16 protein-coding genes are annotated in these 14980 nt (G+C 45.5%); 6 read left to right on the forward strand and 10 right to left on the reverse strand.

Features of this window, described 5'->3' with window-relative positions; genetic code table 11:
* Positions 1–343: 343 nt before the first annotated feature.
* The 4 genes from BM415_RS10285 to phnE (BM415_RS10300) all read left to right on the forward strand — a co-directional run bounded on the left by BM415_RS10285 (position 344) and on the right by phnE (BM415_RS10300) (position 3961).
* On the forward strand, positions 344–1432 hold the full coding sequence (locus BM415_RS10285; RefSeq protein ID WP_091159183.1) for a phosphate/phosphite/phosphonate ABC transporter substrate-binding protein: 1089 nt from the start codon (positions 344–346) through the stop codon (positions 1430–1432).
* Positions 1433–1550: 118 nt separating this feature from the next.
* Positions 1551–2333 (forward strand): phosphonate ABC transporter ATP-binding protein, encoded by a 783-nt coding sequence (gene phnC / locus BM415_RS10290; protein ID WP_091157557.1) that lies wholly within the window; start codon positions 1551–1553, stop codon positions 2331–2333.
* A complete protein-coding gene (phnE, locus tag BM415_RS10295; protein ID WP_091157560.1) occupies positions 2326–3141 on the forward strand; it encodes a phosphonate ABC transporter, permease protein PhnE in 816 nt (271 codons plus the stop codon). The genes phnC and phnE (BM415_RS10295) overlap by 8 nt, the downstream gene beginning before the upstream one ends.
* A 13-nt stretch (positions 3142–3154) precedes the next feature.
* Positions 3155–3961 carry a phosphonate ABC transporter, permease protein PhnE gene (phnE, locus tag BM415_RS10300; RefSeq protein ID WP_091157564.1) on the forward strand — a complete coding sequence of 269 codons (807 nt, stop codon included), beginning with the start codon at positions 3155–3157 and terminating at the stop codon, positions 3959–3961.
* Between the two features lie 112 nt (positions 3962–4073).
* On the opposite strand, the gene BM415_RS10305 is transcribed toward phnE (BM415_RS10300), so the two are convergent.
* A complete protein-coding gene (locus BM415_RS10305) occupies positions 4074–5660 on the reverse strand; it encodes a bifunctional metallophosphatase/5'-nucleotidase (protein ID WP_091157566.1) in 1587 nt (528 codons plus the stop codon).
* A gap of 182 nt (positions 5661–5842) precedes the next feature.
* Positions 5843–6268 (reverse strand): GNAT family N-acetyltransferase, encoded by a 426-nt coding sequence (locus tag BM415_RS10310; protein WP_091157569.1) that lies wholly within the window; start codon positions 6266–6268, stop codon positions 5843–5845.
* Between the two features lie 276 nt (positions 6269–6544).
* Between BM415_RS10310 and xerS the strand changes: the two genes are divergently transcribed.
* The gene (xerS, locus tag BM415_RS10315) at positions 6545–7627 is read left to right on the forward strand and encodes a tyrosine recombinase XerS (protein ID WP_091157572.1); all 1083 of its coding nucleotides are present in this window, start codon (positions 6545–6547) and stop codon (positions 7625–7627) included.
* On the opposite strand, the gene mobB is transcribed toward xerS, so the two are convergent.
* The 7 genes from mobB to BM415_RS10350 all read right to left on the reverse strand — a co-directional run bounded on the left by mobB (position 7602) and on the right by BM415_RS10350 (position 13282).
* Positions 7602–8129, reverse strand: coding sequence for a molybdopterin-guanine dinucleotide biosynthesis protein B (mobB, locus tag BM415_RS10320; RefSeq protein ID WP_091157574.1), 528 nt, complete (start codon positions 8127–8129; stop codon positions 7602–7604). The genes xerS and mobB overlap by 26 nt on opposite strands.
* Before the next feature lie 16 nt (positions 8130–8145).
* Entirely contained in the window at positions 8146–9423 is a 1278-nt protein-coding gene (glp, locus tag BM415_RS10325) for a molybdopterin molybdotransferase MoeA (RefSeq protein ID WP_091159185.1), read from the reverse strand.
* 156 nt (positions 9424–9579) lie between these two features.
* Entirely contained in the window at positions 9580–10332 is a 753-nt protein-coding gene (locus BM415_RS10330; RefSeq protein ID WP_091157577.1) for a DUF4247 domain-containing protein, read from the reverse strand.
* Positions 10333–10344: 12 nt separating this feature from the next.
* Positions 10345–10851: a DUF4178 domain-containing protein gene (locus BM415_RS10335; protein ID WP_091157579.1), complete on the reverse strand. Its 507-nt coding sequence runs from the start codon at positions 10849–10851 to the stop codon at positions 10345–10347.
* A gap of 34 nt (positions 10852–10885) precedes the next feature.
* A complete protein-coding gene (locus BM415_RS10340) occupies positions 10886–11290 on the reverse strand; it encodes a DUF350 domain-containing protein (protein WP_076312739.1) in 405 nt (134 codons plus the stop codon).
* A gap of 128 nt (positions 11291–11418) precedes the next feature.
* Positions 11419–12087 (reverse strand): PspA/IM30 family protein, encoded by a 669-nt coding sequence (locus tag BM415_RS10345; protein ID WP_091157582.1) that lies wholly within the window; start codon positions 12085–12087, stop codon positions 11419–11421.
* 172 nt (positions 12088–12259) lie between these two features.
* Positions 12260–13282 (reverse strand): NADH:flavin oxidoreductase/NADH oxidase, encoded by a 1023-nt coding sequence (locus BM415_RS10350; protein WP_091157584.1) that lies wholly within the window; start codon positions 13280–13282, stop codon positions 12260–12262.
* 145 nt (positions 13283–13427) lie between these two features.
* Here BM415_RS10350 and BM415_RS10355 point away from each other — a divergent pair, with 145 nt between their 5' ends.
* Positions 13428–14240, forward strand: coding sequence for a polysaccharide deacetylase family protein (locus BM415_RS10355; RefSeq protein WP_244533206.1), 813 nt, complete (start codon positions 13428–13430; stop codon positions 14238–14240).
* A gap of 67 nt (positions 14241–14307) precedes the next feature.
* On the opposite strand, the gene BM415_RS10360 is transcribed toward BM415_RS10355, so the two are convergent.
* Complete coding sequence (locus BM415_RS10360; protein WP_091157586.1) at positions 14308–14970, reverse strand: 3D domain-containing protein; 663 nt, start codon at positions 14968–14970, stop codon at positions 14308–14310.
* Positions 14971–14980 lie beyond the last annotated feature (10 nt).

Consider the following 14980-nt stretch of genomic DNA (forward strand, 5'->3'; position numbering starts at 1 on the left):
CAGCCAATGACATTAAAAATATAAATCGCTGCCATTCCATCTAGTATATCTACAAATTTCATTACTAATTGTAAATTCTTTTTGAAATTCGACCACAGGTATAATAACGAAATTTGCTTCTCAGAAGTCCAATGTTTTTACATTTCACTCGAAAAACACCACGAAACATGACTCATTTTGTTGAAATCGATGGAAACCTATCCAAATTTATAACCCCGCTGACATCACGTTTATAAATTATTAACATTCCAAAGGTACAATAAGCTTGTCTTTCAAGATAGGGATACGTGCCTTGCCTTGAATAATCAAATTTATCGGGGGTTATGAATTGAAAAAAAGAAACATGCTTCTTACCACTTTTACTCTGGTTACCGCTCTGATTGCAGGCTGTGGCTCTAATGCCGGCACTTCATCACAGGAACCAACGCCTACGACTTCACAGGCTTCTGATAACACAGGAACATCTGGCGAAGCAGCCAGCACAACAAAAGAAATTGATCAGCTCAAAATCAGCTTTGTTCCTTCCAAAGACCCGGAAGATATTATTACTGCTACTGACCCGCTCAAAGATCTCTTGAAGGAGCAGCTGTCTACACAAGGCTTTGAAGTGGGAGAAATCAGCATTGACGTTGGTACGACCTACGAAGCCGTCGGTGAAGCACTGTCCGCAGGAACGACAGATATCGGTTTTATTCCCGGTGGAACTTACGCGCTGTACGATGACGGAGCCGATGTAATTCTGACTGCAACACGTGCAGGATTGTCCAATGACTCTGATGCTCCAAAAGATTGGAACGATAACAAACCAACTGAACCAACAAGTGAGCAAGCAACATATTATCGCTCCCTGGTCATCGCAGGTCCTTCCGCTAAAGGACAAGAACTCGCAGAGAAAGTCAATAACGGCGAAGAACTGACATGGGAAGAATTGAATGACGCCAACTGGGCAGTCATGTCAACGACTTCTTCTGCAGGTTATATTTATCCAACACTGTGGTTGCAAGGCAACTATGAGAAGAGTATCACAGATCTGTCCAATGTCGTGACATCCGATTCCTACGGCAATTCTTTTGGCCGTCTGGCTGCAGAGCAGGTCGATGTGATCGTTGCCTTTGCTGACGCAAGACGCGATTACGCGGAGCAATGGACCAGTGAATTCAACCGCACGAACCCAATCTGGGATGAGACGAATGTCATCGGTGTAACCCAAGGGATCTATAATGATACGATCAGTGTGAGCAAGAACAGTGAAGTAATTACCGATGATCTCAAAGCCGCTCTTCAGGAAGCATTTATCGAAATCGCCAAAACAGAAGAAGGCAAGAACGTCATTGCTGTTTACAGCCACGAGGGCTACCAAGAAGCACAATCCTCTGATTATGACGGAGAAAGAGAAGCGCAAGAGCTTATTCGCAACATGAAAAACCAATAAGATAAAATGAATCAAACTTAAAATGATATGCTTTTAAAAAAGTGAGAGCATCAGGCTTCTAATGATGTTCTCCTTTTTTCATCTCGGCAGCAAAAACTATAGGAATGGAGCTTGACCCATGATCGAGTTTATCAATGTACAAAAGACCTACCAGAACGGCACAATCGCACTACAGAATATTAATCTCAAGATCGAGCAAGGTGAATTCGTTGCGGTTATCGGTCTGTCCGGAGCAGGTAAGTCTACCCTCATTCGATGTATTAATCGCATGCATGATATTACGGACGGGCAGTTGTTCGTAGATCAAGTTGATGTATCCAAGCTAAGAGGCAGGCAGGTACGGAACTTTCGCAAAAGAATTGGCATGATTTTTCAATCCTTCAACTTAGTCAACCGAATCAGTGTCATGAGCAATGTCCTTGTCGCCTTTGTCCCGCATCTGCCGATGTGGCGCAAGCTGACAGGAACATTTACAAAAGATCAGAAAATAAAAGCACTAGAGGCTTTAGATAAAGTAGGCATACTGGATAAGGCTTATGTTCGGGTAGACCAGCTCTCCGGCGGACAGCAGCAGCGGGTTGCGCTCGCACGGACACTCGCCCAGAATCCTGATATCATCCTGGCGGACGAGCCAATCGCTTCCCTTGACCCGGTTACCTCCCGAATTGTGATGGATGACTTTAAGAATATCAATGAAACCTTGAATATTTCGGTCATTATGAACATCCACCATGTGGAAGTTGCACTAGAATATGCCGAGCGCATTATCGGAGTTCGAGCAGGAGAGATTGTCTTTGACGGTCCTCCGTCTGAAGTTACGAAGGACACCCTGGATGAAATTTACGGCAGTAAGCTAAGCGATGTTCCCCTCCCGGAGGAGGTGGCACTTACCCATGTATGATAAATTGTTTCCTCCGAAGAAGATGGTGCTGAATAACGGTAAAGTCGTTATGCAAAAAAGAACACGGCTTCCGCTTGTTCTCGTTATTCTTGCGATTCTGACTGCAGCATCTGTTCAGTTAACCGGCTTTGATCTTCAATTGCTCTTTTCAAGAATCGAAAATTTCTTCAAAATATTAGGCCAAATGGTTCCTCCGAATTGGAGCTACTTCCCCAAGCTGTTGGAAGCACTTCTCGCGACACTTCAAATGTCGCTGTTAGGATCGATGATTGGAGCGATACTCGCCCTGCCATTCGCCCTGCTCGCTTCTTCCAACGTGATGCGGAACAAGGTGATTACCTCTATATTCAAGATCATTATGAGCTTGTTAAGAACACTTCCGACACTGGTAACCGCCTTGATCGCAACCTTTATCTTTGGACTTGGTCCTATGGCGGGTCTAGTCGCAATTATTTTATTCACGCTTTCCTATGTCGGAAAATTGTTGTACGAGCAAATTGAGAACGTCGAAATGGGTCCGTTTGAAGCCATGGAGTCGATTGGCATGAACCGGGTCGAAGCTTTTCGCTATGCTATATTTCCACAGGTGCTCTCCCGTTATCTATCTACCTCCTTGTTCTGCTTCGAGGGCAACGTTCGCTATGCAGCCATTCTTGGTTATGTAGGGGCGGGAGGTATCGGTCTACTGATTAAGGAGAATCTCGGCTGGCGTGATTATTCGAATGTAGGCATGATTGTTTTTGCACTGGTCATCACGGTTTATATCATCGAATCGATCAGTGAACATTTCAGAAAAAAGTTAACATGAGGAGATCCATGCTATGACAACCATTGAGAAGCAATTGAGTGCTTCCCCTCGGAATCATCGATATATTTTGACGGTTACCATTATTGTGCTCATTCTATTCATCTGGTCCCTAGACACCGTAAGCTTCGAGGATGTGAATCAAAAAGGAATCTCGATAGCAATGAATATTTTGACAGGGATTGTTACTCCCGATCTTGAACTGCTGTTCAGTCTAACGGAGCAAGGGGTTCTTTATCTGCTGCTTCAAACGACAGCCATCGCCATACTGGGAACACTCGTCGGGGCAGTGCTGTCTGTTCCGCTCTCTTTCTTGGCAGCATCCAATATAGTGCCAAAGCCTATCGCTTGGCTTACAAGACTGCTGCTTATTATGATCCGCACGATTCCCGCACTCGTATATGGACTCATGTTCATTGGTGTAACTGGACCCGGACCGTTTGCAGGGGTGCTGACCATCGGATTAACCTCTATCGGCATGCTGTCCAAATTGTATGTTGACTCCATCGAAGAACTGGACAAGCAGGTACTGGAGTCGATGACCTCTCTAGGCTGTAACACTTTTGAAAAAATCCGCTACGGTATAATCCCGCAGCTATTTTCACTGTTCCTGTCGGTGACGATTTACCGGTTCGACATGAATATGCGTGAAGCCTCGATCTTAGGGCTTGTTGGCGCAGGAGGAATTGGTGCTCCTCTCATCTTCGCGATGAACAGCTACCGCTGGAACCAAGTCGGCTCCATCCTGATCGGCTTAGTCATATTTATCCTGCTCATCGAATGGATGTCCAACAGACTTCGTTCCAAGCTCGTTAATGGCTAATCTTCTGCTCTCGGTTTGTCGATGAATCACACTAAATATAAACAACACAAGCAAAAACCTCCGAATACGTTCGGAGATTTATCTATGTTCCCAATTGGAGAGTGAAGATTGCTTAGTAAATAACCCTCCAGTTGTTATTGCAGGAAGCATGTATGATTTCCCGCTTCATAATATAGTTTGCCAGAATTTCTGTCATATCTGTCGGGATCTCCCGTATTACCGGCTTGTTTACCAGCATGGAGAAGTTACCTCCACCTCCTGCCCGATAGCTATTCATGACAACCTCATACTCAGTGTCATCTGCTATAGGGGTGCCTCTGAACAGTAGCTTGGTGACCCTACTTCCCTCAGGTCTTGAAATATCTAATTCATATTCAATACCTTCCCACATGTCATAATTAAAATGCTGCGGCTTCGGCTGAAGATAACTCTCGGAAGTTCTAAGCCCCTCTCCATTCTCATTTAGTCGAAAATAACAGGCATTCTGCTCCAGTGCAGCCCGGATATCGCTGCCGGACAGTAGAAGCACTTTGAGTGTGTTCGGATAAATATAATTGGAGACGACATCTCTCATCGTAATGTGCTCAGTGAACCCTCTCGCTTCATTGGTAAATATCGCAGCACAGGAAATTTGCGCCCCTGTTGCCTCCATTTGTACCTGGTTGACGAACTCCGTAAAGGCATGATCCATCTGTCTGGCAGCCATAGGGTCTACAATCGTCATGTCCCCCTCGACTCTGCCGATCGGCTGATCCAGCCATGCCTGAGTTCTTCGCTCACCTTCTGCAAAGATCTCAAGGATCTCAGGATCTGCCGCTGCATCCACTGCATACAGGAGCATCGCATTTCTATCACTAATTACCCATCTACCTTCGGGATTGCGGCTAAACATCAGCTGTACCTTGGATATAGCCTGTCCTGCAGAGCCTGGCTGCACATAGATTACTCCGTTCAGCTCTCCGGCAAGCAGACGGTGCTGATGACCCGTGAGCAGCACATCGATGCCTTCAAGTCGCATGCACATTTCATAACCCTGATTCTCTCCTGTTAGAGGCTCGGTAGCGTCTCCGGTGTGAGGGTCACGCTCAAACCCGCCGTGATAGCTTACAACGATGGCATCCGGGTTCTCGGTATCCCGAATGTGAGTTACCCAGCGCTGCGCAGAAGCAAGCGCATCCTCGAATTCCAAGCCTTGAATGTTGGAGGGTTCCTCCCAATTCGGAATATAGTGGGTAGTCACTCCCAGAACGGCTACTCGAATACCCTCCTGCATCTCAAATATACGATAAGGCTGTCCAAACGCTGGCTGACCATCGGTCTGATTAACGATATTAGCCGACAGATAGGAGCAGTTCGCATCCTTAATCGTGCTGTTTAACAGCCCCATCCCGTAATTAAACTCATGATTGCCAATAATTGCTGCATCGAATCTCAGCGTATTCAGCACGGCCGCTGCAGGGTGAACACCCTTTCTATCGTACTTGGCATAATGATACATGAAGGGAGTTCCCTGCAATAGATCTCCATTGTCCAGCAGCAGAAGAGACGGGTCGTCCATCCTTTCTTTACGGATGAGTTCTGACAGCTTGGCAAAGCCGAGGGGCTTATCCCCCGGTCCCCGATAATCGGTTGGATAGATATGCCCATGTACGTCACTTGTCTGGAGCAGTGTAATCGTAACTGTATTTGTCGAGTTCATTATTTCATTTGTCCTCCCGTGCTCTAAATGCGGCTTACTCCCATCCTATTGTAAAAGAAAACCAACAACTCATCGTAAAGGTTTGTTTGATTAAGGTTAATTATCGTTTATAATGCGCAAACCCGTAAGGGAATCTAGATAGGGAGGAATGCGGAATTGCCTCGTGCGATCGTAACTGAAGCTCAGGTGACGAAATGCTGGCTTGGATTACCTGACTCCGGATGGAACCTCTCACGGAACTGCCCGTCCGTATAAGAACCAATCACCTTTCTCCAGAATGCTTGCGCAACGACATTCGTACGGACCTGCGACACCTTCCATTCGCCTGAGAAACGACGAAACAGTTCCTGGGCTGCCCAGGTGCCAACACCGCTGCGACGATATTTTTGCATAACAAAAAACTCCGTCATATAGTAATCGCCTTCTCGCCGTTCAGACAATCGTTCAACTAAGGCAAATCCGGCTGGCGCTTGTCCACTTCGAATGAGAAAGGGGAACTTATCCGAATGGATAAAATACTCATTCAAGTTCGGATATTCGGGGAATACCCCGTCGCTGTTCACATCAATATCTAAATACTTGGTAAAATCATATAAATAAAATTGCATCAAATGCCTTATAATCTGGCTCTCTTCCCTGGATATAATGGTGAGGCTTAGTTCCAATTCATATCACCTCGCGCTCGTTCTTTTTTTTTGTATACTCTCCGTCTATTAAACACTAACACCTTTATATAAAATATAAAACTTTCAATTCGGACCTTCAAGCGTACTTTCTAGTCCTCATCCTTCTTCTAAGCAGGCTTGTTTTTCCTTTGAAAAATCAATGTGGTAAAATAAGGTCAATCCATATACAAATCCAAAAAAACCGGGGGTTACATTGCTATGAATATACAAAAAGAAACCGACCGTAAAAAGCTTGATGAACGTGTCGTAACCATGCCCTGGTTCGTTCAGCAATTCATTGACTACAAACTGCCGGACCTGTCACCCTCCACCCTGCTGGAGTATGTCAGGGATTATGATACGTTTTTTACATGGCTTCGTGCAGAGGGACTCTCCACGGCAGAGAAGAATTCAGATGTCACCTTGAAGGATCTGGAAGTACTCCGAATGGACAGCATTACAGGCTATCGGATCTACTTAACGACGAAGAGAGAAGGCGCAAATTCCCGTATCACGATATCCCGCAAGCTGTCCTCTCTTCGCTCACTCTTTCACTATCTCAGCCAGATTGCCGAGGATGAGGAGTTTTATCCACTCTTAAAGCGTAATATTATGGCCAAAATCGAGATCAAGCGGGTTCATAAGCCCAAGGATACAGCGGCCAAGCTCAAAGGTAAAATACTGGAGGAAGATGAGCTCCTTGAATTTATCGGATACATATTAGAGGGCTATGCAAAGGATGTCGAGAAGAATAAGCAAGCCCTGTATTCCCATGAACAAAATAAGGAAAGAGATGCGTGTATCGCCAGTCTCATTCTCAATTCAGGACTGCGGGTATCCGAAGTCGTCAATCTAAACGTCGATGATCTTGATCTCAATAACAAGGTGCTCTATGTATATCGCAAGGGTAACAATGATGAAACATTCAAGAATCCAGTCTATTTCAGAGAGCAGGCAAAAGACGATCTTCTAACCTATATGCAGCTGCGGACATTACGCTATCATACACCCAAGAAAGAAAAGGCACTCTTCGTCACGGTCCCCAATGGTCAAAAGGAAGGGAAACGCATGACAAAACGTGCTATTCAAGCCATGATTATCAAATATGCCAAACGCTTTGGGAAGCCCTATCTTACTGTTCATAAGCTTCGGCATTCCTTTGCAACCGACTACTATTTACAGAATGATATCTACAAGACCAAGGAACAGCTGGGGCATGCCTCTACAGAAACGACAGAGGTTTATGCCCATCTAACTGATAAAACGATGTCCGAAGCTATTGAACGCCGCACTGAATCATAAAATTTGCAATTTTCGTGACATGATCACGATCATAACAGGCTGCCGAGTCAGGCAGCTGTTCTTTATCCAGCCTTTTTGAATCGACAGCGATAACTGCTCTTATCCGCTCTAGCTGAAGTAGAGCGAGGTCCTCTTGTTCTTTCACCATCAGGAGTTTAGGATAGGGAGCTCTCTTGAAGCCCTCCACCAGAATGTAATCATAGGCAGAGAATCGTTCGATGATCTCTTCAAGAGATGTGCTCCGCTTCTCAATGACAGCATGTCTGGAATTCGAAATGACAGCAACGGCTTCAGCACCAGCTTGACTATACTTTCCACTGTCTGTATTCGGATGATCCATATCAAAGTGGTCATGTCCATCATGCTTAATGACAGCCGTCGTATAGCCTCTTTCTCGCAGCTCCCGTACCAATCTTGTAATCAGCGTCGTTTTTCCTGCATTCTTATACCCGATGACTTGCCAAATCCTCGATTGATCGAAATGTGTATGCCCAGAATTCATCCTGCTCCCCCTTCAGCTAGCATCCGGATGCTGTATTTAGCTTAAGCAGTTCTATAGGTTCCCCTGCCTTAAGTCCCTTGGATTCAGGACGAACAATAATGAGGCAATCACTGTCTTTAATCGTGACCATAACACTCGACTCGTCCACTTTTGCCGCAGATGCGTACACTTTTCCGTTCTTAATGCTTAGTTTACCCCGGACATATCGGGTAAAGTTGTTAACCTTGGAGTAATCTTCTCCTAAGGTTGCTGTCCACTTCTCCAAATAAGGCGAATCCGAAGCCTGCATCATCCGAAGAGCTGGTCTTACGAACAACTCGAACCCGACATAACATGCACCTGGATTACCAGACAACGCAAATAACAATTTATGTTGTACGACAGCTGCCGTCGTCACACTGCCTGGACGCATCATGACCTTGTTAAACAGCATTTCCACATCGTCCTGTCGCACAAGATCTCCCATAATATCATAGTCTCCCACGGAGACTCCACCGGTCGTTATAATCACATCGTATTTCTGGACGACTTCCTCCAGCATATGCCGTGCCAGCTCAATATCATCCACGATCGAACCCAGCAGATGAGGCTCACCACCGGCCTGCTTCACTTGAGATACGAGCATATAGCTGTTACTGTTTCGAATTTTGCCGGGCTGCAGCTCTTCATCTACACGAAGCAGCTCCGTTCCTGTTGCGAAGATAGCGACCTGCGGCTTGCGATATACCGGTACCTCGTGAAATCCGAAGGTAGCGAGGACCGATATTTCTCCTGCAGACAACAGTGTTCCCTTTTTGATTAGCAGCTCACCCTCTGAAATTTCTAAACCAATGGATGTAATATTGGTGCCTGCTGTGATGGGACGTTTGAAACCGACAGCTGTAGCTCCAGCTTCATTCCGGACCTCAGTTGCTTCGATCATGACGACGGCATCGGCTCCATCCGGCACCTGTGCTCCCGTCATAATTCTGGCAGCTGTTCCAGCGTAGATGACTTTGTCCGATGCATATCCACATGGAATCTCGTCGACGATTTGGAGCCAGATTTGATTCCTGCCAGAAGCCCCATCAAGATCGCTGCTCTTCACAGCGTAACCATCCATCCCCGATCTGCGAAAATAAGGATAGGGATGCGGTGCGCGAATATCTCTGCTGATCGTACGGCCATGCACTTTATCAATGCTTACGAGCTCTGTGTCCATCTCCTGTACATGCCTGCTGATCATCTGCTGAGCAGCTTCTACTTGCATCGCTTTGCGGTTGAACTTTGGATCCGTTGATATATTTGCCATCATATACTCCTTATGTTTATCATCTTTTTCCAAAGTGTAGCGGCTTCTTTCTGCCCCTGCAAGGTCTGTACAGCCTGATTCCAGGATTCTGTTCAAAAAAAGAGCTGGAACTAAAGTTTAAATCAACTCTAGGTCCAGCTCTTATAATTATTCCCCTGCTTACCTTCGCCTTGAAATTCGCCCTGAACCCATTTTGATTTTGGGCCGGCTGCTCTTCTTAGGAGATGAGAATATGCTTGATCCGCCGCTCTTCCCTCGTTCAATCTTTCCTTTGCTAGAAGAGGATGATGAAGATCCTCGTTCGAGCACACTATTTCCTGATGTTGACTTGCTTGTGTCGGCTGTATCTCCTAGCCCTCTCCTGATAATGGATCCGCTCTTATTCGTTGTCAGTGGAGGTGCCATCGACTTATCGTTATCCGTAGGCGTCCGATACGTTCCTTGGGACGGTTTATAAGTCTTCTGAGTTGTATAACCCCGATATTTCCCCGCGCCTTTTAAGGAATCAAACATACTGTCGAGAATCGATGCCGTTATATATCCCTGGAGAAAGGAGGAGCTGTAGTTCTGTCTAACATATTCTTGTGAGTCTACTTCAATAAGCGTATCTTCCGGTGTCTCTGGATCTTGCTGGAGATGATACAATTCATCAGGATATACAAGGAACATTCGCTCTATATCCTGTGGAGATACTTCTTCCGGTGATCTCTCTTCCATCAGCTCATCCGCAACTTCAGGCACCGTCATACCCGCAGCACGATACACATAGGAAGTTGAATTGCCGCTGCCATTCACAGATTCGAGCGGGTAGTTCTCTTTGACCGCAGATGCTGTTCCGCATCCACTAAGTACAGAGACGAATAAACTGAGGACAAGTACAATTTTGATCGTGTAAAAAAAACGCTTGTTCATGGTTTACCTCTCCTAGGTTGCCCGAATAACTTTAACATCTGCTGGAATGATGTGCTCTCCCTCGTACAGCATGAAACGCCCATTTTGCCATTCAATCCTGAGCAGATGATTGTCATCAGACTGATACTGCCAGACATGCTGCTCTCCGCTCTGGGAGAAAGGAGTTCTTCCTGTTGTCAGCACATGCCCCGCGTATTGTTCTTCCATATGATAATCTCGGTCATCAAGCTCTATTGTTGTCGGTACTTCATCCGGGCTGTCGAGCCGTCCATCAATCGGCTGATACAGTCCGTATGTGAGTCGTTCTCTCTCTTCAATATGCAAGTATGCAAGCTGATTTCCGTCTTGAATCGTAAGCACGACTGCATTGCGTCCACGATTCTGCACTCTTCCTACGACCTCGTAAGTAATGAGTGAAACCTCGCATATATCTCCAGGAGCCAGCTGCAGCATGCTCTTCTCTTGCGGCTCCGGCTTTGGCTTCGACAACAGACTCGTTACTCTTTTCCATATACTCATTATCTATCAATCCCCTACGTCTTCTCGATCTTAATTATAGTGAAGCCGAAATGATCAGTGCCCCAACCATATGCAGTGTTCCGGAGAACAACCCATATCCGATCTTGCCCTGCTGCATGCCTCCATCAATATCAAAGGCAGCAAACCTGCGAATAATAAAATGGACCACGGCTTCGATCACAAGCAGAATGATAAAAGAAATAACCGATACAATTAATGCGTCCCCTAAATGATACGAAACAGATATTGACGAAGACAAAATGTATCCTTGTGCAAACAGCTTCATAATCAGTCTCGTTGTAACCGCCATATTGCCTGCCTTCACTTCTGCAAAATCCTTATACTTCGTAAACAGCGAATCGATATACATCAGTATAAAAAGTAATACAGCTCCCGATCCTGTCCATACCAGCATGCGTAAAATATCCATAAATTCCATCTCGGCTTACATCCCCCACTGTTCAAGATAACTCCTCAAGAAAAACGAAGGAGAAACTGTAAAGGTCTCTCCCTCGCTTATATATGTGCTGATCATGTTATCCATTCATCTCTTCATCAATAAAATACTTATTTATTGTCGTACTGCTTCATCAGTGCAGCGAGTTCGTCCTCAACAGCCTGGTCTTTACCAATATTCTCAAACTCTTCGTCGAGAGATTTATCCTTCTTGTTCATTTCATTGCTTGCTTCTGCCAAGGCTTCAGCCTGCAGCATTTTATCTTCCATCCGTTTTAGACCGGCTGTTGCGGAATCCGAGCTAAAATCATTCATCGCCTTGTTAATTTCAGTTTGTGCTTTGGCTGCGTTATATCGGGCAACCAGAGTTTCACGCTTGCTCTTCATTTCAGCGAGCTGCTTCCGCATCTCCTCAAGCTTACTGCGGAGATTGTCAGCTGCTGCCTTGTTCTGCTCATAGCTTACTTTGTACTCAGCAAGCTTCGCTTCAACATTCTTCTTCTCTTCTAATGCACGACGAGCCAGATCGATGTTCTGGGCTTTGGCAGCGGTATGTGCCTGCTCTTCACGCTTCTTAACCAACGCTTCTTGTTCCTCGTACAAAGACTTGAATTTTTTCTCTAGGGCAATTTGAGATGCAACAGCCTTCTCCGCATCTTCAAGGTCTTCCTGCATATCACGAATATATTGATCCGTTAATTTGATCGGGTCCTCAGCCTTGTCAATCAGTGCATTAAGGTTAGACATGGTAACATCACGCAATCTTTTAAAAAACGACATTTCATATTCCTCCCAAATTGGTTTTCTATAAGCATCAATCTTCATAACTTAGCAAGTTGCTTCTAATCCAATATTACGGATCACTTTAAATTCCGTTTCAAATATTTATTAAACCTAAACCTTTAACACAAAAAATCCCTGCCTCAATGGAGCTGTAGACAGGGGCGGCACATTAAAATCCTCTTAAATAAGGTTTGGGTACAGACTGCTTGCCGCCAATGGCTTGAGAAGCGTGCAGCGCCCAATATGGATCACGCAGCATTCCCCGACCGACTGCAACAAGATCGGCTTGACCCGATTCAATTACATTTCTCGCATCCTCATAATCTTCCAACAGGCCAACAGCAATCACCGGAAGATCCAGCTCACTCTTGAATACATGCGCGAGCTCCACCTGATATCCGGCTCTGGCAGCGGGGCCGCCATCCGAACCGATCGGACCTTCTCCTCCCGAGGTAATATGGAAGATATCCACACCCGCGTCCTTGTATTTTTGGCCAAGTTCAACAGCATATCGAACATCATAGCCATGCTCTACATATTCCTTCGCGGAAATACGCATGATGATCGGCATGTCACTTGGAATCACCTCTTTAACCGCTGTGATGATCTCAACACCAAATCGTGATAAGTCCTGACCGTATTCGTCCTCGCGATTATTCGTCAAGGGAGAGTGAAACTGGTGAATCAAGTAGCCATGTGCTCCGTGGATTTCAACTGTGTCAAAACCTGCCTCTACAGCTCTTCTCGCCGCTTCTCTATAGTCGATTACCAATTGCTTCACTTCTTCGTACTCTAGCGCTCTTGGCACCTCATACCGCTCGCTGAATGGAATCGCTGAAGGTGCGACAGGCGGCTTCGCATCCTGAGCCTTACGGCCTGCATGGCCGAGTTGTATCCCGATCTTACACCCATAGGAATGTACGGCATCAACCAGCCTTCGATAGGACGGGATCTGTTCATCACTCCATAGACCTGTATCCAGATTGGTAATTCTTCCGTCCGGATGAATACCGGTCATTTCTACGATGATCAAGCCCGTACCGCCTACAGCTCTGCTGACATAATGCACATAGTGCCAATCGCCGGGAATTCCGTCCTCCTCCGTAACACTGTATTGACACATCGGCGGCATGACAACACGATTTTTTAATTCCATGCCCTTCACCTTAAAGGCCTCGAACAATTGACTCAACGCATCTCAGCTCCTTGTCCTTTTTTCTAGAATAATATCATCCTGCTAAGGTAATAACAAACAAGTAACCCCTTATTCGTATCCCGGATTTTGCCTAATTCGCAGTAGTTATGCCACCAAATACATAACAGAGGAGTTAATTATATTGAAGCGTTTGTTAAACTACATTTTTATTTTGATGCCTTTTATTGCCATAGTAAGTGCTTTCACTTTCACAGACATGTCAGATGCCTATATTAGTACAAAGCAAGTAGCAGCCATAAACAAACCGGATTCTTCAAAGGCTTCCTCAGAACAAAATTCACCAACTCTCGGGCAGCTCCGCAAGAAATACAGCCATTACTTTCTGACCAATGGACCAAGGGTTAACAAGGTTGCTCTCACATTTGATGATGTTCCTGATCCCAGGTTTACTCCGCAAATTCTTGATATTCTGAAAAGCCATGGTGTGACAGCCACCTTCTTTGCTAATGGTCATCGGATTGAGAAATACCCTGAACTGTTTAAAAGGATTCACGAAGAAGGTCATGCCATCGGAAATCACAGCTATTCACATCCTGACTTTAACCGACTGACTTTAGATCAATTTATTAAAGAGATTCAAAAGACAGAACAGGCTGCATACCCATACATTCATTATTATCCAAAGATGATTCGCCCCCCCTACGGTGAGATTACCGAGGAGCAGTTACAGTGGGCTATGGCCCATTCTTATCGTGTGGTTAATTGGAACGTGGATTCACTCGACTGGAAGGGAATTGGCAAAGATAAGGTGATAAAGAATATTATGTCGGGCATAAGGCCTGGAGCGATTGTCCTTCAGCATGGCGGGGGCGGAGTAGGTTCCAATCTCAGCGGTACCATTCAGGCTCTTCCTGAGGTAATTACTAGGCTCCAAGCCTTGGGATATGAGCTTGTCACTGTCCCTGAGCTGCTTGGGATTAGCCTGGAAAAATAAAAAACCCGTGAAAGCAGAGCGGCTCTTCACGGGTTACAAAGTTCAATAATCGAATCTATTTCACAACTTATTCTTTAATGAAATATAATTTCACGTCCTGAATTCCAAATTTGCTTACAAAGCTTGGGCTTCCAGGAATAAAGATATCAATCTTGTTACCTTTAATCGCTCCGCCAATATCCGTCGCCGTGGCTACAAAAGCCTTGTCAGGCAGTCCGTCATGAGAATGTCCTGTCACGAGTACCTTGGTACCGAGAGGGATGATATCGGGATCGACAGCAATGGTACCGAGCTCCAGATCATTACCGAAATAATCAACGGCTCCGTATCCACCGTTCTCTGCAGGATCGGAGGAGTAGGCTGTCGCTTTGACATTAAGCGTTTTGCTGTAATCGAAATTCTTACCCCATGCTTCAACCACTTTGTTCGAGCTGTCTACATTTAAGCTGGCAGTTACTGCTGGGTTGCTGCCAGCTGCTTGGGCAGTAAGCTTGGAGGTTGTCGGGATTGTAATCTTTAATCCGCCGTAGATGTTGTATGGCGAGATTTTTTTATTTGCATTCATAAGCTGCTGTAAATTCACTTTATACTTTTTGGATAGTGTGTAAAATGTGTCTCCTTCTACAGCAGTATGTACTTTGTCTGCGTGTGCAGGAACTACCTGAACCATCAATGCCGCACCTAAGACGACCGCTGCAGCAATGCTAGTCTTCTTGAAAGATTTAAACATAATGTCCTCC

This window comes from Paenibacillus sp. 453mf, assembly GCF_900116105.1.
Lineage (GTDB): Bacteria > Bacillota > Bacilli > Paenibacillales > Paenibacillaceae > Paenibacillus > Paenibacillus provencensis.

Coding starts and splice junctions, on each gene's coding strand:
- BM415_RS10285 (WP_091159183.1), top strand. CDS start 344: ATGCTTCTTACCACTTTTACTCTGGTTACCGCTCTGATTGCAGGCTGT.
- phnC (WP_091157557.1), top strand. CDS start 1,551: ATGATCGAGTTTATCAATGTACAAAAGACCTACCAGAACGGCACAATC.
- phnE (WP_091157560.1), top strand. CDS start 2,326: ATGTATGATAAATTGTTTCCTCCGAAGAAGATGGTGCTGAATAACGGT.
- phnE (WP_091157564.1), top strand. CDS start 3,155: ATGACAACCATTGAGAAGCAATTGAGTGCTTCCCCTCGGAATCATCGA.
- BM415_RS10305 (WP_091157566.1), bottom strand. CDS start 5,660: ATGAACTCGACAAATACAGTTACGATTACACTGCTCCAGACAAGTGAC.
- BM415_RS10310 (WP_091157569.1), bottom strand. CDS start 6,268: ATGCAATTTTATTTATATGATTTTACCAAGTATTTAGATATTGATGTG.
- xerS (WP_091157572.1), top strand. CDS start 6,545: ATGAATATACAAAAAGAAACCGACCGTAAAAAGCTTGATGAACGTGTC.
- mobB (WP_091157574.1), bottom strand. CDS start 8,129: ATGAATTCTGGGCATACACATTTCGATCAATCGAGGATTTGGCAAGTC.
- glp (WP_091159185.1), bottom strand. CDS start 9,423: ATGATGGCAAATATATCAACGGATCCAAAGTTCAACCGCAAAGCGATG.
- BM415_RS10330 (WP_091157577.1), bottom strand. CDS start 10,332: ATGAACAAGCGTTTTTTTTACACGATCAAAATTGTACTTGTCCTCAGT.
- BM415_RS10335 (WP_091157579.1), bottom strand. CDS start 10,851: ATGAGTATATGGAAAAGAGTAACGAGTCTGTTGTCGAAGCCAAAGCCG.
- BM415_RS10340 (WP_076312739.1), bottom strand. CDS start 11,290: ATGGAATTTATGGATATTTTACGCATGCTGGTATGGACAGGATCGGGA.
- BM415_RS10345 (WP_091157582.1), bottom strand. CDS start 12,087: ATGTCGTTTTTTAAAAGATTGCGTGATGTTACCATGTCTAACCTTAAT.
- BM415_RS10360 (WP_091157586.1), bottom strand. CDS start 14,970: ATGTTTAAATCTTTCAAGAAGACTAGCATTGCTGCAGCGGTCGTCTTA.